We start from the raw sequence: 18,108 nt of genomic DNA, 5'->3' as shown, positions 1-18,108 counted from the left end.
GAGGAAGGGAGTGCAAGCGAACTCATCATTCCGGAGCGGACCGCTTTCCACCCCCCTGCCGTTCGGTCATTCGAACGTCACTTTCCGGTCAGACGACAGGACGTTCGAAGGATGACCGGACGGCGGGACGGTCCTGCCGCGATTCTTCCCGGCCGCACTCCGTGTTCCGCTGATCTCCTTGCGGACAGCGGCGATCAGCTGTTTTCCGTCGACCGTCACCTCCGCCGCGTTCTCGATCATGTCGAGGGCTTCCGGAACACCCATGAGGAAGCGCGGATCGTAAAGCCCGAGCCCCGCCCGTTCGAATGTCTCCGCCAGCAGTCGGGAGAACGTCACGTGTTCGCTCCCCCAAGGCGTCCGATGTTCCCAGGTACCGTCCAAGGCGTAAAGATCCGTCACTTCACCGAGCGCCCGCAGTTTCGCCCGGCGGAATCCGCTCAGCAGGCCGAGTGCCAGCTCCTTGCCGTCGGCCGCCTCGCCGACGCCGAGCGCACCGTGGCCGTGGCGACCCGGCTCGGCCGTACCGGCGGCCAGCGGGGTCACCGTGGTGAGCGTCCGGGCGGCCTCCGTCGCCTGCTCCGGAACGGCGTCGGCCAGCAGCGCCCAGGCGTCGGCGATCCGGCGCCCCCAGGCGTCGGCCCGCTCGGCGCTGAGCCGGTCGGCCGGGGCGGCGCCGAAGCCGTCGCGGAAGGGGTCGAGGTCGTCCAGCAGGAGGGCCGGAGCGGGCGTGCGCCGCAGGACGCGGACGGGACGCCAGTGCGGGCCCTCCGGTTCCTCGTGCGCGATACGCAGCTCCGGGCCGCGAACGGCGGGAGCGCAGGGCGCTGCGGCCACGGCGTCGGGCCGGCGGACGAGGAAGCCGTCGTCCGTGGCGCGCACCACCGCCACGCCCCGCTCCCCCGGCCCGCCGACGACCGCGGTGCCGAGGGTGGGCAGATGCAGGCTTCCGTCGCGGTACGCCACCGGCACCGGCAGGTCGAGCCCGGCCCGGACGGCGGCGGCGGCCACACAGGCGCCGAGCCGTTCGGCGGCGGGCCCGGTCAGACCGCGGCCGGCGTGGACGTCCTCCAGGGCGCCGACCAGCCAGGTGCGGGTGTAGGGGTGGGCGAGCACCGTGTCGAGAGCTTCCGCGCCCGGAGCGTCGGCCTCCACGCTCGCCGCGAGCCGCCAGGCCTCGTCCCAGAGCTCTCCGCCCTGTCCGTCGAGGGTGTCGTGGAGCGCCGCGAGCAGGGTGCGGGTCAGGTCCAGGTGGGCGGCGAGCAGGGCGTCCGGCGCCCGGACGGCGGGCGACTCGGTGGCGGCGGCGGTCCGTTCCTCGACGCCGCGGATCAGCGCGGCCAGGTCGGCGCAGTAGACCGAGGGGTTGTCGAAGCCGCCATCGGCGCCGGAATCGGAGCGGTACCGGTGGGTGTAGAGCCCGCCGCCGCACGACCGCACGACCGGGCAGCGGCGGCAGGTCTCGCTGACTCCGGCCAGGCCGAGCTGGCGCGCCCGGACGCCGGGGTGGGCCGCGACCTCGTCGAACGTATTGCTGAAGACGTCGAACCCGGTGGCGGCGGCGCCCTCGTAGGCGCTCTTGAGCGAGTCGACCTGTTCCAGCTTTCCGTCGGTCTCGATGACGACGAGGTCGGTGGGGGCGAGGCCGAGTGATTCGGTGAGGCTGGGGCCGCCGTTCAGGCTGGAGAGCACCGAGGCGAACATCCGGACGGGCATGGGGCGGCCCTGTTCCGTCCAGCGGTCGAAGACCGCCAGGAGCCATGCGGCGTACGCGGTGGGTGAGCCGTCCGGGCGTGGCGGCGGGTCGTCCCAGGTGGCGTGCGGCAGCAGGAAGTCGACGAGCGGGGGTTCGAGCTCGGCGAGGGCGTCGTGCACGGCCACCGGGTCGTTGTGGATGTCGACCGTGCAGAGCAGGCCGAGGTCCAGGTGGCGGTAGCGCTCCTCGCGGAGCAGTTCGACCGCCCGCATCACCATCGGGTGGCTGCTGCGTCCGTCGGCGAACCGGCGGTGGCGGTCGTTGGCCGCGCGGTCGCCGTCGAGCGAGATCCCGACCCGGACGTGGAACTCGTCGAAGAGGTCGAGATAACGGGGGCTGAGCTGGACGCCGTTGGTGTGGATCCTGAGGTCCAGCTCAGCGATGCCGTTCAGGGCCGAGCCGAGCTCCTCGCAGACCCGTCGCAATCGCGCGGGCCCTGCCAGGAGCGGTTCCCCGCCGTGCAGGATCACTGTGACGGAGGGAAGCACATGAGTCGTCGCATGCTCGGCCAGGCGCCGGGCGGTCCACGAAATCGCCTCGTCGGAGATGGTCTTGGGGCGGGTCAGCCAGCTCTGATCTGCATGTTCGTAGACATAACAATGGTCGCAGGCAAGATCACACCTGCTGTGCACTTTGAGTACGAATTCACGGAAGGGGACCAGGGGTCCTGTCATTCCGCCATTCTATCCACTTCTGACGCCGGCTCAGAGAGCCGAACTGAAAGTGGAAATCCGGGTGGACCGGGCCGTTGTCGCGCCGATTGCGCGGTCGAGCTTCCTGGCGGCCTCGGCGCTGCGGACGTCGGTCGCCGCGAGGGTCGCGCGGGTCTTCGCAGAGGCGAAGGCGGGGGTGGTTCCGTAGGTCTTCACGGCCGTCCTAGGGGGATCCTGAAGGGTCTGTTTCCGGACATTGAAACGCTGCACGGATTCCGTGTCATCGCACGGCCCGGCACGCGCACTTTACTACCGCTGAGGCCCCCGCACATGCCGGCGGACCAGCCTTCACATCGGGTTTCTCCCGTCGAAACACCTCTTTCGCGCGACCGCTCGGGTGAGCGGCGGACGAGCGGCGGATTCCACGGGCCGGAGCGACGTCCGGACTTTTGCCGGCCCGTGCAGGTGAGAGGCTTTCCGTCGCCGTCGAGGCGGCCGCCACAGGTGGCGGGCGGGCGCATCCCGACGGGCCCGCTCCGGCCCCGGCCGTACCCGCCGGGACGTCTCGACGGGGACGGCAGTTCACTCGTTCACCGGTTCCGCGCCGGGCACGTTGTACTCCGCCCGGGCACCGCGCACCCAGTCCAGGACGCGTTCGTGACTGTCGCCCACGACATCCGTGACCCGCACCCGGACCTGGAGCGCGTCGACCCGCTCGACGAACCGCTCCGAGAACACCCCCACCGGCACGGTCTCGTAGTTCCCGGTGCCGACCAGCGGAAAGCCCTTCCCGAAGGCGATGAGCTGGTAGTCCTGCCCCACCGAGAGACCGTCCGCGGCCAGGGTGGTCACGACGTCCGGGACGGCGACCCAGGGCGCCGTGGCCGCGTCGGGCCCGCCGCGCAGCACCACCCGGCACTCCCAGCTCTCGATCACGGCGATGTGCTGACCACCGTTCAGTATCCCGACGCGCCAGGCGGGTTTCCCCTCGGCGAGCAGCCCCTTGCGCCAGGAGCCGCGCCAGCCGAGGTAGGGCCGGACCGTGCGGGCGTACTGCGCCCTGGCCAGTGCGGCGCCGGCCGCCACGGCCAGCAGGCTTCCGAGCGCCTCCATGTCCAGCAGTTGCAGCCGCCAGGGCCAGTCGTCCCGGGCGCCGGGCGAGACATTGGCCCGGACGGCCTCCCACAGCAGGATCAGGATCAGGACCGCGAGCAGTACCAGTGGAGCGGTGAAGAGCAGCGGGCTGCGGCGCACCCTGCGCTGGCTGTCCCGGAGCGGGATGTCGTCATCCCCTCCGCCGGCTCCGTCCCCCTCGATGGCCCCTCCCCCGCCCGGCGGTGATCGCGGCCGCCGGTGAGGGCGGCAACTCACCTGCTTTTCAGTCCAGTTGGGCAACCCTGCCACAGCGCTGCCGCGCACGGAAGAACACCTGTGCGGAAGTGGCCGAACCCTGCCGCACCGGCCCTCCGCGGAGCCGGTACGGTCTTGCCGGGTCCGGCCCTCCCCCCTACTCTCGTGGCCCCGGGCGGGGCAGGCGCGAGGACCGGCCGGGTCACACGACAACTGCAGACGGAGGCGACCATGACGGCGTTGCCCGAGCCGCTGAGATCCATGGTCTTCAGGAACGAGGACCTGCCGGCCCTGTTCCACCACACGGACGCGGTCGCCGTGGCCCGCCAGCGCGAAGCCGTGAACACCACCCGGGTGCAGCTGGCGCTGCTCGTGGCCGGCACGGTGCCCGCCGCACTGCCCTGGCACGCCGAGGACGGTCCGGCGTCCAGGGCCCTGTACGGGGCCGCGGTGGTGGCGTACCTGGGCGTGCTCTTCGTGACGTTCCTCGCCTCCCAGCGCAAAGCAAAGTCGCACTGGCAACTGAACCGTTCCGCAGCGGAGTTCATCAAGTCCAACTGCTGGCGTTACGCGGTCCACGGCGCGCCGTTCGACAGTGCGTCCGGGCACCCGGAGGCGCTGTTCGCCAATCGGCTGGAGGACGGCCTCCAGGAGCTGCGGAAGGTGGGCTGGGCCGATCCGCGCGAGGAACTGCCGGATTCCGGCGGTCTCATCACGGAGTCCATGCACGCGTTGCGGAACAAGGCCTACACGGTCCGCAAGGAGACCTATGTGCGGGACCGGCTCATCGAACAGAGGCGCTGGTACCGCCGACGTCAGCAGGCCTCCCGGCGCGGGGCGTTGCTGTGGTCGGGCGCCATCGTCGCGCTGACGCTGCCGGCGTTGGCGCTGAGCGTGTTGCAGACCTTCGGGGTGGGCCGGTCGTTCGGTCTGACGGGGGCGCTGTCCGCGGCGGCGGCGGCCTGTCTCGCCTGGAACGAGATGCGCCGGCACCATCCGCTGATCTCGGCGCACTCGCTGGTGGAGAAGGACCTGGAGTCGATGCAGGCCGCCATGGAGACCACCCTCACCGAACGGCACTGGCCGGCGGCGGTGTTCGAGACCGAGCGGATCGTGTCGCCGGAGCACACCGACTGGCTGGTCCGGCACCGCGTGTGAGCTCTCGCCCGGCCCGGGTCAGCCGCGCAGGACTCCGTCGCGCCAGATCACGGTGACCGGGCGGCCCAGGGTGCGGGCATAGGTCACGATGTCGCCCGTGCCGCCGAGGCCGCGGGACGGGAGGCCGTCCCAGACCGCGAGCAGGCGGTCGCAGTGGTCGGCGATGTAGGCGCCCGCGGCGTAGTAGGCCTCGTCGCTGGAGTGCGGGAAGTCCAGCCGGACCTCCCGCACCGCGCGGGCCTTGAGCATCCGGTAGCGGGCGAGGTCGGCGGCGTTCTCGAAGCAGGCCTCGTAGTCGCCGCTGGGGATCACGGCGGTCAATTCGGCGCCGCAGGCGAGGGCGAGGTCGGCGAAGAGCTGGTCGGCGCCGACCGCCAGACTGGAGAGCGCCTGCGTCGCACCGTCGAGGCCGCACAGCGCGGCCCGCAGCCCCGCGAGCACATGCGCCTCGGCCTCGGCGGGGATGGAGCGGTGACCGGTCACTCCGATGCGATTCACGGACCTGCAACCCCCTGATGCCGGCGGAGCACACCTCGGGGGCGGGTCTCTGCCCCCGTCGCCCCGTCACGACGACCCGTCGTGGCGACATCCTCTCAAGAGCCCCCGGCGAGCGGGAGCCCCCGTCCGGAATTCCGGACGGGGGCACGTATGTACGGACAGCTCCGTACCCTGCCGGGCGGGGCCGGTCAGTACACGCTGACGCCGTACGCGCTCAGCGCCTCGGTGACCGGCTGGAAGAAGGTCGTTCCGCCGGAGGAGCAGTTGCCGCTGCCGCCGGAGGTGAGACCGATGGCCCGGGTGCCGGAGTAGAGCGGGCCGCCGGAGTCGCCGGGTTCGGCGCACACGTTGGTGCGGATCATGCCGTAGACGACGTCGCCGCCCCCGTAGTTGACGGTGGCGTTGAGTCCGGTGACCGAACCGCTGTGCGTGCCGGTGGTGGAGCCGCGACGGGTGACGGACATGCCGACCGTGGCGTTGGCGGCGCTGGTGATGTCCTGGTTGCCGACCGTGCCGCTCTTGGTGATGCCGGTGTTGGTGTAGCGCACGATGCCGTAGTCGTTGTTCGGGAAGCTCGACCCGGCGGTCGTGCCGAGCACGGTGGTGCGGGCCGAGTTCGCCCACCAGGTGCTCGCGCCATCGGTGCAGTGGCCGGCGGTGAGGAAGTAATAGGTGCTGCCGCTGCGGACGTTGAAGCCGAGCGAGCAGCGTCCGGTGCTGGAGTAGATCGCGTCGCCGCCGGAGATCAGCTTGGTGAACTTGCCGGGGGTGCGCTCGATGCGCAGGGCGTCGGCGTTGACGCCCGCCGACTTCTTGATCTGGTTGATCTCCGCCTGCGAGACCGTGCTGTCCACGGTGACGACGAGGCGCTTGGACTGCGGGTCGATGTTCCAGGCGGTGCCCGCGATGTCGGCGCCGAGCACGGCGTCGCTCGCCGCGGTCAGCTGGTTGGCGCTGAACGTACGGGGGGTTTCGGCGTTCGCGGTGGGGATGGCCATCGCCGCGACGGCGGCGAGCCCCGCGAGAACGGCCGTGGTACGGACGCGTCTCGCCGCGTTCGAGCGGTTGTTGGTGCGCTTGATCCTCACTTCGGGTTCCTCCGAGGGGAATCGGGGGCCCTCCTGTGGGGTGGCGGGCCCGTGAGGCGCAGTCGGGGGCCTGTCCGGATTCCGGAATTGCCGTGCCCCTGACAATCGCTGACCGGAGTATCGAGGGGGCCGGTCAGGAGGCGCAAGAATGCCTTTCGGCCACCTGGACCTCATACGCATCCGGCCCCGGGAGCCGTGGGGCTGCCGGGGCCGGAGGGGCTTGTCGCGGGTCAGGCGTCGATCCGGTTCCGCTCCCCCGCCGGGACCGCCACGGCGAGCGTGTTGCCCGGGGGCGGGAAGGGGCAGATGAAGTGGTCGGCGAAGGCGCACGGCGGCAGCAGCGCACGGTTGAAGTCGACGCTCACGCTGCCGTCGGCGGTGGGCGCCTCGGGCCGCAGGAAGCGGAAGCGGTAGCTACTGTTCCCGCTGGTCGCGTCGGCGAAGACGGCCCACAGCGACCCGTCCGGTTCGACCGCGACCTGGAGCGTGCGCTCATCGCCGGCCACCGTGAAGGCGATCTCGCCGCCGAGCCCGAGACCGCGCTCGACCCCGTCCGCGTTGGCCACCCGTACGGTCCGGTCGCCGCCGTAGGGACGGAAGGCGCCGGGCAGCACCCAGCGGGGGTCGTACGGAGTGGCCTCGATGGTCGAGAAGGCGTGCCGGGCAGCCGATCCCGGGTCGAAGTCCCGTACCGCCCAGAGCCCTTCGCGGCGGAGCACCACCAGCCGCCGTTCGCCCTGCGCCACCCGGGAGTCGTCGATCGGCCCGCGGTCCGCGCCGAGCCGGATCTCGCCGGTCAGCGGCTTGCCGTCGACGACGATGTTGTCTTCGGCGGCGGCCGTGAGGACCACCTCGTCGCCATCCTCGCGCCAGCGCCCCGGGACGGCCGGAATTCGCCCTTCCGGGTAGTCGGAGAGCCAGTGGGTTCCGGTCAGGGAGAGCGGGCCGTACGGGGCGGCGACAGCGACGACGCGCTCTTCGTGCCACCGCCGCCAGTCCTGTGCGGCGCCCGGCCCGCCGGCCTGCTCCTGCTGCGTTGCGTCCGTGCTCATGCGGTCAACCTTTCCATACCGGCTCCGGAAGGCCGAGGTGCGGCCGCAGCGTGGAGCCGGTGTATTCGGAGCGAAAGGCTCCGCTCTCCTGGGGGAGCGGCACGACCCGGTCGACGAAGTCGTCCAGGCCGCCGGGGGTGAGATGGGGTACGAGGATGAAGCCGTCGGCGGCCCGTTCGTCGACGAACGGGGTCAGCTCCGCCGCGACCGCGGCGGGCGAGCCGGTGAACGACTGACGGGTGGTGGTCTCGATGGCGGTCTGCCGCAGTGGCAGCCCCTCCCTGCCGTACGCCGCGAGCCGGCCCTTGACGTCGGCGTAGAGTTCCCGGCCCGCCTCCAGGGTGCCGTGCCGGGTAAAAACGATGTCGGCGGTGGGCGCGGCGAACTCTCCCGGCCCTCGTCGGAGTCCCGGCCTGGATGACCACCGGGTGGCCCTGCGGCGAGCGCGGCGCGCCCGCGCTGAGGTGGTCGAGGGTGGCGAGCCGGCGGGCCAGTTCGTACGGCTCGTCGAAGGCGGCGTTGACCGTGCGGCCAGGCCGAGCTTCTCGGTGACGGCGGCCGGCGCGTTCAGCACGGTCAGTGGTTCGGGCCGGCCGACCACGTCGAGGTCGTGGACGCGGCCGTTGTGCTCGCGCAGCCGCAGCCCCTCGGCGAGGAAGAAGAAGTCGGACTTCCCGCGCTCCGCCGTCCTGGCCAGGTGCTCGAAGGAGGAGAGGTCGATCTGGCTGCGGGAGCGCGGATCGGACCACACGGTGGCGTTGTTGACGCCGGGGGACATGAGCGGCGAGGTACATCGGACGGGCACGGTCAGGCCTGCTTCGCGAGCTGAGCCGACGTGCCCGGCAGCTGACGTCGGCCCGGCGGGCGTCAGCAGTCGCAGCCGCAGGAATCCCCGCAACAGCAGCAGCCCTCGCCGCAGTCGCCGCAGCAACCGCACGCCTCGCAGCAGTCGCCGCAGTTCTGGCACGGCGCCTGCCGGGGCTCCCTGGTCCAGGGGTCCTCGAAGCTCCCGCAGCACATCTGGCAGGTGCAGGCGAGCCCGACCCACACCAGGCAGCCGGCGATCAGCCCGCGCCGGTCGCGCGGCGGCCGCGGCGGCGGGGGCGGGGAGCCGGGGCCGCCGGGGGCGTACGGGTTGCCGGGCGGCGCTCCGTACGGGTTGCCCGGCGGAGGCCCGAAGGAGGCGTCCGGGACCAGCAGCCCCTGCTGCCCCTGGCCCTCCTGGTGCGAGCAGGAGGAGGTGCCGAACGCCCGGTCGACCGAGCGCCGCAGCTCATGGGCGAGCAGGACGTGGACGAGCTTGCCGTCGGTGAACTCCACCTCGCGCAGGGCGAGCCGTACGCCGTGCAGCGCGTCGTCGCAGAGCCGGCGCGCCTCGGTCAGCGGGGTGCCGGTGGCGGTGAGCGGGTTCCAGGCGCCCGACGCGGCGTCGGCCTCCCGGTCCTCCACGGCGTCCAGCAGGTGCGCGAGCCGCCCGAAGAGCCGGCCGGCCTCCGCGAGCGGTGCGGCGTTCTGCGGCTTCCCGGCGAGCACGGCGGTGTGCGCGAAGGCGGCGGCGGTGGCGGTCTCGGTGGGTTCGGTGACCGTCAGCAGCGGGGTGCCGAGCCCGGCGAGCGTCTCGATGCCGGTCTGCCGGTCGACCGCGTCGACCAGGAGCGCGGTGTCGAAGCCCAGGGCCGCCCCGGTCCGCGCGCCCGCCCGGTCCCAGCCGGCGGCGACCCGGCGTGCGGCGGCGGCGACCGGGCGGCGGGCCAACAGCCCGTCCCGGTCGGCGACGTGGTCGCGGACCTTGGCCGAGGCGAGGACGAGCGAGACGGCGGCGGCGAGCCTGGCCCCCTCGCCCTTGGCGACCGGCGCGGTGCGCATGGCGCGCAGCGGGCAGGGGCCCGCGGTGCGGCGGCCCTCGGGTGTTCGGCCCGCCTGAGCCTCCGTCAGGACGGAGACGATCAGGCCGTCATAGTTCGTGACGATCCGGGCGAACTGTCCGTGATCTGCCCTCAGGGCCAGGCAGAGACCGCAGAGATGGGCCATCCACTCGGCCCTGAGGCCCTCGGAAAGCCGATGGGTGCAGGGCCTGACGATTCCGAACACGACGATCCCCCGGGATCCGCATCGCCGGTGCGCGCCGCTCGCTGCACCGGACCGCCATGCATCGTATCCAGCCATCCGTTCACCCGTCCGTCGGCAGGATCACCCGTACGGCCCGGGGCATCATATTTTCTTTTCGCAACCCCCCTTATGCGGTACCAACCCTGACGAATCGCCACATCCCCTGCACCAGTAGCGTCACGAATCGCCTGCGAGCCGACTATCTACTTGGCGCGGTATCCGCATCATGGACGACCATAGGGATACGAAAGAGATGCGGAACGCCACAGAACCGCGGTGAGAGGAGGCGTCCATGGGATCGGTGCGCAAGGCGAGTGCCTGGCTGGGCCTCGTGGAGGACAACGACGAGCGGTACTACGACGACGAGTACGCCGAGGGTACGGAGACGGGCACGGGCAACCAGGCCTGGGTCACCGACCCGCGGGTGCAGGTGGCCGCGGAGGCGGCCGAGGAGCGGGACCGCCGGATCGCGACGGTGACCCCGGACAGCTTCCGGGACGCGCGGGCCATCGGTGAGCTCTTCCGGGACGGCGTCCCGGTGATCGTCAACCTCACGGCCATGGACCCCGCCGACGCCAAGCGCGTGGTGGACTTCGCCGCCGGGCTGATCTTCGGCCTGCGCGGCTCGATCGACCGGGTGGCCACCCGGGTCTTCCTGCTGTCCCCCGCCGACACCCAGGTGGTGGCGGGCGAAGCCTCCGGCCGCAAGGCCGACGGCTTCTTCAACCAGAGCTGAGCAGGGCGCTCGCCGGAAGGATCCGGTCAACGCATCCGGTCGGCGCGCGCGTACCGGCGCGATCCGCTCACCGGAAGGCGTCGAGACCGGTGAGCGCCTTGCCCAGGACCAGCTGGTGCATCTCCACGGTGCCCTCGTAGGTGAGCACCGACTCCAGGTTCGTGGCGTGCCGCATCACCGGGTACTCCAGCGAGATCCCGTTGGCCCCGAGGATCGTGCGCGAGGTGCGGCAGATCTCGATCGCCTCCCGCACATTGTTCAGCTTGCCGAAACTGACCTGCTCCGGCCGGAGCCTGCCCGCGTCCATCCGGCGGCCCAGGTGGTGGGCGAGCAGGATGCCCTTGTGCAGCTCCAGGGCCATGTCCGCCAGCTTGGCCTGGGTGAGCTGGAAGCCGCCGATCGGCCGGCCGAACTGTTCCCGGCTCCGCGCGTAGTCGAGGGCCGATTCGAAGCTGGCCCGCGCCGCGCCCATGGCGCCCCAGACGATGCCGTAGCGCGCGTGGCTCAGACAGCTGAGCGGGCCGCGCAGCCCCTTCGCGTCCGGCAGCACCGCGTCGGCGGGCAGCCGCACCTCGTCCATGACCAGCTCGCTGGTGACCGAGGCGCGCAGCGACCACTTGTGGTGGATCTCGGGCGCCGAGAAGCCGGGGGTGTCGGTCGGGACGACGAAGCCGCGGATGCCGTGGCCGTCCTCGCCCTCGTCGGTCTGCGCCCACACGACCGCGACCCCGGCGACCGAGCCGTTGGTGATCCACATCTTGCGGCCGGTGAGGATCCAGTCCTCGCCGTCGCGCTTGGCGTACGTCCGCATCCCGGCCGGGTCGGAGCCGTGGTCGGGCTCGGTCAGGCCGAAGCAGCCGATGTTCTCGCCCGCCGCCATGCCGGGCAGCCACCGCTGCTTCTGCTCCTCGGAGCCGAAGCGGTGGATCGCGTACATGGCGAGCGAACCCTGTACGGAGACGAGCGAGCGGATACCGGAGTCGGCGGCCTCCAGTTCCAGGCAGGCCAGCCCGTACTGGACGGCGCTCGCCCCGGCGCAGCCGTACCCGTCGAGCGACATGCCGAGCGCGCCCAGGGCGCCGAGCTCGCGGGCCAGCTCGCGGACGCCGGGCAGCTCGCCCTTCTCGTACCACTCGGCGATGTGCGGCAGGACCCGGTCGGTGGCCCAGGTGCGGACGGTGTCGCGGATCGCGAGGTCGTCCGGGCCGAGCAGGTCGTCGATGCCGAGGGGATCCGAGGCGTCGAACGGCGGGAGCTTCGACGGCTTCGCGGACTCGGTGCTGGACATGAGGGTGCCTCCGGCGGCTCGCACGGTGCTCGGAGGGACCGGGAGACGCCCGCCCTCCGAAAACTAGCAGTGGTAGTCAGGGCGTCGTGCTGACGTTACGGCTCAGTGTGCCGCTCGTCCAGAGCCGGTCGCCTCGGCCGGCTCGCGCCGTGCGGGCAGCAGCCGGCGCGGCGCCGGGCCTTCCCGGCCGGCCGGACGGACGGCTTCGGCGGCCCGGGGGCCGGGGGCGGCGGCCCTCGGGGCCCGGGACCCGGCGGCCTCCGGCTCGGCTGCGTGGCCCTCGGCCCGGCGGCAGGGCTCCTTCGGCGGACAGTCCATGACCTTCGGCAGGCGCAGCGCGGCCAGCGCCCCGAGCAGCAGCAGCCCCGCACTGACGAAGAGCGTGATGTGGAGGCCGCCGACGAAGGCGTGCCGGGCCGTGGAGCGCAGCAGATCGCCCATCGGGCCGCCGAGCTGCGCGGCCACCTGATAGGCCTCGCCCAGCGAGTGGGAGGCCTCGGCCCCGGCGCGGGCGGGGACGCCCTTCTCGTGCAGGGAGGCGAGGCCGGGGGCGTAGGCGGCGTTCATGACACTGCCGAGCAGGGCGATGCCGAGGCCCGCGCCCAGCTGGTAGGAGGTCTCGCCGATCGCCGCCGCGCCGCCGGCCCGCTCCGGCGGGGCGTCGCTGAGCATCGACTCGTACGCCCCGAAGAGCGTGGTCTGCAGCCCGAAGCCGAGCAGGACGAAGGCGAAGGTCAGCAGCGCGGGCCGGTCGTGCTGGCCCATCGAGGTGAGCAGCAGCACCGAGGCCGCGGTGAGGACGAAGCCCCAGCCGACCATGCGGCGGGGACCGATGCGGCGCAGGGTGTACGAGCCGGTGGCGCCCGCGGCCATCGCGGCGAAGGTGAGCGGCAGCAGCCGCAGCCCGGTCTCCAGCGGGCTGAGCCCCAACACCAGCTGGAGGTACTGGACGGCGATCAGCTGGAGGCCGACCAGCGCCAGCATGGCGAGCACGATGCAGCCGACGGCGGTGGAGAAGGCCGGACGGGCGAACATCGAGATGTCGATCAGCGGATGCCTGCGGCGCTTCTGGCGGCGCACGAAGAGGATCAGCAGCGCGAGTCCGAGGGCCAGCGGGCCCAGCGAGACCGGGTCCAGGAGCCCCGCGCCGCCGCCCAGACGCTTGACGCCGAGGACGACGCCGAGGACGCCCGCCGCGGCCATGAGCGCGCCCAGCACGTCCCACGGGCCGTCTTCGCCGCCGCGCGACTCGGGCAGCAGCCAGCGGCCCAGCGGCAGGATCACGGCCATCAGCGGGATGTTGATCAGGAAGACCGAGCCCCACCAGAAGTGCTCGACGAGGAAGCCGCCGACGACCGGTCCGGTGGCGGCGCCGACCGCGGCGACCGCGGTCCACACCCCGATGGCGAGCGCCCGCTCCCGGCGGTCGGGGAAGACCTGGCGCAGGATCGACAGCGTGGCGGGCATGATCATCGCGCCGCCGACGCCGAGGAGGGCGCGGGCCGCTATCAGGACGGTGGAGGTGTCGGCGGTGGCGGCGAGCGCGGAGGCGACGCCGAACAGCGCGTAGCCGATCAGCAGCACGCGCCTTCTGCCGATCCGGTCACCCAGCGTGCCGAAGAGGATGAGCAGCGAGGCGCAGACGAGGGGGTAGGCGTCGACGATCCAGAGTAGGGCCGTACCGCTCGGGCGCAGGTCCTCGGTGAGGGACGGAACGGCGACATGGAGCACGGTCGCGTCGAGGGCGACGACCAGAAGACTGAGACAGAGGACGACGAGGACGACCCAGCGGTTGGCGTCGTCGGCGGCTTTGCGCAGCCGGACCCCGGCCGTGGTCGTCCCGGACATCTACGTACCTCCCGATGAGTCCCTCGCGCTCGGCGGACCGACGGTGACGTGGGGTGCGTCCCTCGGGCCCGGCATCGACGGGCGAGTGAGCCGTCAGCGTACGCGAGTTCGGTGTGGTCACACGTGGTGCACGTCATACCGCGGTCCGCCGCTCAGTGTGGCGTACCCCGTTCCGGGTGCGGTCGGGGGGCTCCCGCCGGAGGGGCCCGGAGCCCTGCGGGGGCGGGGTCCGGGCGGGTGGGGCGGTGCGCGACACGACGGCGTGCGTCTGCCCCGAATGGCGGGATCAAATGCCACGGATTTTGGTGCGACTCTTTTTCCGAGAGATCAAACACGCTTACGAACGGAACCCACGGGCTATTGGCCGCACGCTCACGGAGATTCTTCTCCGCGCCCGGAAAAGACGCCGTTCCGAGACAAAGTCCACATCACATCGTCATCACAAAGAGCCCGGATTGGCCTGCTCGCACACTCACTCGCTGTAACGTCGATTGGGTGCGTACCGACATCTTTGCCCGGCTGGACCGGGAGCCGGAACCGCCGAAGATAGAGGCACCGCGGATGAGCCGTCACCGCATCGCCCTCTTCGGCGGGACGTTGGCGTTCTATCTCGCCATCGTCTGGGCGGTGCTGATCACGTCCTGGCTGGTCGCCCTGGACTGGAAGGTCATGCTGTTCCGGCCCTACCAGCAGTGGCCCGAACTCCACGCCTTCCTTGACTACTACGTCGTGCTCGGCCAGCGCGGCCCCACGGCGGTGATGGTCGCCTGCTGGCTGGGCTGGCGCTCCTGGCGTCAGCACACGCTGCGGCCGCTGCTGGTCCTCGGCACGGCCCTGCTGCTGCTCAATGTGACGGTGGGCGCGGTCAAGCTGGGGCTCGGGCGGCTCGGCCCGCACTACGCGACGCAGATCGGCTCGGCCGAGATGTTCGCCGGCGGCGATATATTTCCTTCCGGGCACACCGCGAACGCCGTCGTGACCTGGGGAATCCTCGCCTATCTGGCCACCACACCGCGGGCCAGGCGCTATCTGTCGGCGGTGTCCGCGACGGTCTCGCTGGGGGTCGGCCTCACCACCGTGTACATCGGTACGCACTGGCTCAGCGATGTCGTGCTGGGCTGGGCGGCCGGCCTGCTCATCCTGCTGGCGCTGCCCTGGTTCGAGCCGCTGATCGCCCGGACCGAGGCCTGGATCTTCGCGATGCGCGAGCGGTGGCGGGAGCGGCGTGGCGGCGTCCGTCCGACGTCCGTGGCCGATGCCGGGCCGCAGCCGGTGCTGCTGCCGATGTCGATGGCCACCGACGGTCTCACCGACGAGGCCGCGACCGCCCCGGTCGAACCGGTGCTGCCCGCCGGGCATCCGGCGGGCGCCAGGCCGCGGGCGCACACCGGACACCCCGCGCGTCCGGGCGGTATGCCGGTCGCCCCGGCGGGGGTACGCCGTCCGCCGCCGCACACGGAACGGGGCCCGCGCGGCACCGGCAGCCCGGCCCGCCCGCTGTCCGGCGGCTGATCCACCGCTCCCCCGAACCCTCGGGGGCGGCACGCACCACCTCACTCCGTACGCCGAAGGCCCCGACCGCGGTCGGGGCCTTCGGCCGTCGGGGGCCCGGGTGCGACGGTGCGGGTCAGCCCACCCAGCAGCGCGTCACGGTGTCACCCTCGACCTGGAAGTTGATCCGGCCGTGGCGGAACTCCATGGTGAGGAACGTGCCCGGAGGTACGGCCCGGACCGTGTCCCAGCCACGGCTTCTGGCCTGCCGCTCGGCGGCGTCGGCGGCGAGGCCGACGTAGGACTCGGCGGCGTCGTCCGGCTGTGCTGGAGGGGGCGGTAGAGATGCCATGCCTTCACCGTAGGCGGCCCCGGACCGTGGCGGAAGGCCGGGCCGCAACGGCGTCCCCCTGCATCTCCACATGCCATGGCGGTCACGCTTGTGTCACAGGATCCCCACACGCGTATACACGGTTCCATTCACCCGAACGGACCGGCCGGAAGCATCGGCGCGCATTAACGAGAACCTCCGTTCACCGGCGGGAAGAGTGCTCCGCCAGCGATCCGGAATCACCGGGGTGACCTGCCCCTTTTCCCATCACGGGGGATCGTCGCCCGAATGGCCGGGGCACCGGAATTTCCCGCCCGCTTAAACCGGTCTTTCCTTTCCGCACGTTTCCCTCACCCCGTCCGGAGTCTCACGGACCGTCGAGCGCGCGCGTGAGCCGGTCCCGCGCTTCCCGCATCAGCCCGGAGAGGCCGGAAGGCTCGACGACCTCGAAATCGATGCCCATCATCAGCACATGGATCACCAGCACGGTGAGGTCCGGCGCCCCCGTGATCAGCCGGCAGGTGTCCTCGTCCACCGCCTCCAGCACCCCGGCCGACGGCGACACCCGGCGGGCGGCCTCCGCGAGCGGGGCCTTGAGCAGGATCACGGCCCGGGCCGCGTACGCCGAGACCGCGACGCCCCGCGAGACGTACGCCGCCAGATCCTCCGCGGGCGGGGTACGCGGGGTGAAACGGGGGCCGTGCGGCGGGGTCGGGGTGATCCGGTCCACCCGGAAGGTGCGCCAGTCCGCCCGCTCCACGTCCCAGGCGACCAGATACCACCGGCGCTCGGTGCAGACGAGCCGGTGCGGTTCGACCGTACGCCGCGATGCCTCCCCGTCATGGGTCCGGTAGGCGAACCGGAGCCGCTCGGCGTCCCGGCAGGCCCCGGCCAGCTCGGTGAGTACCCCGGGATCGACCGCGGAGGCCTCCGGGCCGTGCAGCATCGGCACGGTGAACGCGCCGAGCGCGCCCACCCTGCGGCGCAGCCGGTTCGGCAGCACCTGTTCGAGCTTGGCCAGCGCGCGCACGGAGCTCTCGCCGATGCCCTCGATGCCGTGTCCGGCCGCCGTGCGCAGGCCGACGGCGACCGCGACGGCCTCGTCGTCGTCCAGCAGCAGCGGCGGCAGCTCGGCACCCGCCCCGAGCTGGTAGCCGCCGCCGGTGCCACGGCTGGCGTTCACCGGGTAGCCCAGTTCGCGCAGCTTGTCGACGTCCCGGCGCACGGTGCGCGGGGTGACGCCGAGCCGGTCGGCGAGGTCGGCGCCGGACCAGTCCCGGTGGGCCTGGAGAAGTGAGAGCAGGCGCAGCAGTCGTGCGGAGGTCTCCAACATGCGGCGAGTCTGCCAGGAGCAGCGGACAGCTCCTGTCCGCTGGGCCCGTCCGCTGGGCCCGTCCGCCGCGGCCGTCCGCCACCCGTTGTCCGCTGCCCCCGGCTACGGCGACGGGGCCGTCATGCGGACCTCTTCCCGCGGAGCACGTCGGCCGCCTTGTAGCGCAGGGCGTAGGCCCCGTCGAGGACGCTGCCCCGGGTGCGGTGCAGCGCGGTGCTCAGAGAGCTGTGGCCGCGCCCCTGGGCTCCGCGGGCGAGGAGCTCGGTGTACAGGCTCTCGTGGCGCTCGGCGATCCGCGCCGGGTCGAAGCGGGCCGAGGCGCCGAGTGCGGCCCGGCCCATCCGGCGGCGCAGGTCGTCGTCCTCGATCAGCTGGAGCAGCGCGGCGGCGGTCGCGTCCGGGTCGCCGACCGGCACCAGACGCCCGTCGACCCCGTCGTCGATGATCTCGGCGGGTCCGTGCGGGCAGTCGGTGGCGACGACCGGCAGACCGGCGCGCATCGCCTCGACGATCGTCATGCCGAAGGACTCGCGCTCGGAAGTGACGGCGGCGATCGACGCCTTGGGCCACTCGGCCTCCATCGGGTTGACCGAGCCCATCAGGAACACGTGGCTGTGCAGGCCGAGTTCGTCGACGAGGGTGCGCAGCGACGCCTGTTCGTCGCCGGTCGCGTCACCGCCGCCGTAGATGCGCAGCCGCCAGTCGGGGCGGGCCGCGGAGACCTGGGCGAAGGCCCGCACCAGGAGGTCGTAGCGCTTGACCCGGTGCAGCCGGCCGGCCGCGACGACCCATTTCAGGTCGCCTCCCGCGGGCGGACAGGCGGGCTCGGGAACGGCGTTGGGGATGGTCTCGATCCGCAGGCCCGGCAGCCTCAGCCGGCTGCGGTAGTCGTCCGCGTCGGCACGGGTGACGGTGGTCAGCGCGTCGAGCAGGGTGTACCGGTGGGCGATCTCGCGGCGCAGCCGGTAGCCGTGGCTGTCGAGCGTCAGATGCTCCTGCCCGACGCGCACCGGTCCCCGGCGGGTCTGCCGGCTGATGTGCACATTGAGACCGGGGCGGGTGCCGACGACGACGTCCGCCTCGACCGTCCGGAGATGGGCGGCGATCCGGGCGTCGGTGAGCCTGCTGTACTGCTTGTGCCTGCTGTCCCCGCGCGGGAACACAGCGGCGGGCCGGGCGTGTTCGGCGTCGTCGCCGTCGTACGTGGCGCTCTTCTTCCGCAGATCGACGAGGTGGCGCATGGTCACGCCCTCGGGCGCGCCGAGGACAGGTGCGTCACGGTGCCGGAAGACCGACACGATCTCGACGTCGTGCTGCTCGGCGAGCGTACGGGCGAGGGTGAACGTCGTCCGGATCGTTCCTCCGATTCCGTAGGCATTGTGCAGAAGAAAAGAAATATGCATGGTGTAGCTGTTTCCCC

At 72.2% G+C, this 18,108-nt stretch carries 15 protein-coding genes and 1 pseudogene; 3 read left to right on the top strand and 13 right to left on the bottom strand.

Going from position 1 to position 18,108, the window contains the following annotated elements; translation table 11 throughout:
- Window positions 1-66: 66 nt before the first annotated feature.
- The 3 genes from fxsBH to AC0VY3_RS11665 form a co-directional block, all read right to left on the bottom strand.
- Window positions 67-2,427: a radical SAM/SPASM protein FxsBH, inactivated beta-hydroxylase extension form gene (gene fxsBH, locus AC0VY3_RS11675; protein WP_475549562.1), complete on the bottom strand. Its 2,361-nt coding sequence runs from the start codon at window positions 2,425-2,427 to the stop codon at window positions 67-69.
- A 30-nt stretch (window positions 2,428-2,457) separates the two neighbouring features.
- Window positions 2,458-2,622 carry an FXSXX-COOH protein gene (locus AC0VY3_RS11670; RefSeq protein ID WP_103512799.1) on the bottom strand — a complete coding sequence of 55 codons (165 nt, stop codon included), beginning with the start codon at window positions 2,620-2,622 and terminating at the stop codon, window positions 2,458-2,460.
- Between the two features lie 366 nt (window positions 2,623-2,988).
- Window positions 2,989-3,660, bottom strand: a complete 672-nt coding sequence (locus AC0VY3_RS11665) for a hypothetical protein (RefSeq protein ID WP_475549561.1) — start codon at window positions 3,658-3,660, stop codon at window positions 2,989-2,991.
- A 327-nt stretch (window positions 3,661-3,987) separates the two neighbouring features.
- On the opposite strand from AC0VY3_RS11665, the gene AC0VY3_RS11660 reads away from it, so the two are divergent.
- Window positions 3,988-4,914 carry a DUF4231 domain-containing protein gene (locus AC0VY3_RS11660; RefSeq protein ID WP_475549560.1) on the top strand — a complete coding sequence of 309 codons (927 nt, stop codon included), beginning with the start codon at window positions 3,988-3,990 and terminating at the stop codon, window positions 4,912-4,914.
- 18 nt (window positions 4,915-4,932) lie between these two features.
- Here the strand turns inward: AC0VY3_RS11660 and AC0VY3_RS11655 are convergent, their stop codons facing one another.
- From AC0VY3_RS11655 to AC0VY3_RS11635, 5 genes and pseudogenes are all read right to left on the bottom strand, one after another.
- Complete coding sequence (locus tag AC0VY3_RS11655) at window positions 4,933-5,412, bottom strand: hypothetical protein (RefSeq protein WP_475549559.1); 480 nt, start codon at window positions 5,410-5,412, stop codon at window positions 4,933-4,935.
- A gap of 188 nt (window positions 5,413-5,600) precedes the next feature.
- Complete coding sequence (locus tag AC0VY3_RS11650) at window positions 5,601-6,500, bottom strand: S1 family peptidase (RefSeq protein ID WP_103512802.1); 900 nt, start codon at window positions 6,498-6,500, stop codon at window positions 5,601-5,603.
- 230 nt (window positions 6,501-6,730) lie between these two features.
- The gene (locus AC0VY3_RS11645; protein WP_475549558.1) at window positions 6,731-7,552 is read right to left on the bottom strand and encodes a DUF1684 domain-containing protein; all 822 of its coding nucleotides are present in this window, start codon (window positions 7,550-7,552) and stop codon (window positions 6,731-6,733) included.
- A gap of 4 nt (window positions 7,553-7,556) precedes the next feature.
- A pseudogene (locus AC0VY3_RS11640) lies at window positions 7,557-8,346 on the bottom strand (LLM class flavin-dependent oxidoreductase).
- Between the two features lie 73 nt (window positions 8,347-8,419).
- Window positions 8,420-9,643, bottom strand: coding sequence for a DUF5685 family protein (locus AC0VY3_RS11635; RefSeq protein ID WP_475549557.1), 1,224 nt, complete (start codon window positions 9,641-9,643; stop codon window positions 8,420-8,422).
- A 310-nt stretch (window positions 9,644-9,953) separates the two neighbouring features.
- Between AC0VY3_RS11635 and AC0VY3_RS11630 the strand changes: the two genes are divergently transcribed.
- Window positions 9,954-10,397 (top strand): cell division protein SepF, encoded by a 444-nt coding sequence (locus tag AC0VY3_RS11630; RefSeq protein WP_103508194.1) that lies wholly within the window; start codon window positions 9,954-9,956, stop codon window positions 10,395-10,397.
- A gap of 67 nt (window positions 10,398-10,464) precedes the next feature.
- Here AC0VY3_RS11630 and AC0VY3_RS11625 read toward each other — a convergent pair whose 3' ends face one another.
- Both AC0VY3_RS11625 and AC0VY3_RS11620 read right to left on the bottom strand, forming a co-directional pair.
- Entirely contained in the window at window positions 10,465-11,685 is a 1,221-nt protein-coding gene (locus AC0VY3_RS11625; protein ID WP_103508195.1) for an acyl-CoA dehydrogenase family protein, read from the bottom strand.
- A 102-nt stretch (window positions 11,686-11,787) separates the two neighbouring features.
- A complete protein-coding gene (locus AC0VY3_RS11620) occupies window positions 11,788-13,533 on the bottom strand; it encodes an MFS transporter (protein ID WP_475549556.1) in 1,746 nt (581 codons plus the stop codon).
- Window positions 13,534-14,028: 495 nt separating this feature from the next.
- On the opposite strand from AC0VY3_RS11620, the gene AC0VY3_RS11615 reads away from it, so the two are divergent.
- Window positions 14,029-15,045, top strand: coding sequence for a phosphatase PAP2 family protein (locus AC0VY3_RS11615; RefSeq protein ID WP_103512738.1), 1,017 nt, complete (start codon window positions 14,029-14,031; stop codon window positions 15,043-15,045).
- A gap of 115 nt (window positions 15,046-15,160) precedes the next feature.
- Here the strand turns inward: AC0VY3_RS11615 and AC0VY3_RS11610 are convergent, their stop codons facing one another.
- The 3 genes from AC0VY3_RS11610 to AC0VY3_RS11600 all read right to left on the bottom strand — a co-directional run bounded on the left by AC0VY3_RS11610 (window position 15,161) and on the right by AC0VY3_RS11600 (window position 18,091).
- On the bottom strand, window positions 15,161-15,376 hold the full coding sequence (locus AC0VY3_RS11610; protein ID WP_103512739.1) for an I78 family peptidase inhibitor: 216 nt from the start codon (window positions 15,374-15,376) through the stop codon (window positions 15,161-15,163).
- Window positions 15,377-15,722: 346 nt separating this feature from the next.
- Entirely contained in the window at window positions 15,723-16,688 is a 966-nt protein-coding gene (locus AC0VY3_RS11605) for a helix-turn-helix transcriptional regulator (RefSeq protein ID WP_475549555.1), read from the bottom strand.
- Between the two features lie 119 nt (window positions 16,689-16,807).
- Window positions 16,808-18,091 carry a glycosyltransferase family 4 protein gene (locus AC0VY3_RS11600; RefSeq protein ID WP_475549554.1) on the bottom strand — a complete coding sequence of 428 codons (1,284 nt, stop codon included), beginning with the start codon at window positions 18,089-18,091 and terminating at the stop codon, window positions 16,808-16,810.
- Window positions 18,092-18,108 lie beyond the last annotated feature (17 nt).

The organism is Streptomyces sp. iso_384 (assembly GCF_056172905.1).
Note: the sequence above shows the minus strand (reverse complement) of the source record. Positions and strands in the feature narration are given on the sequence as shown.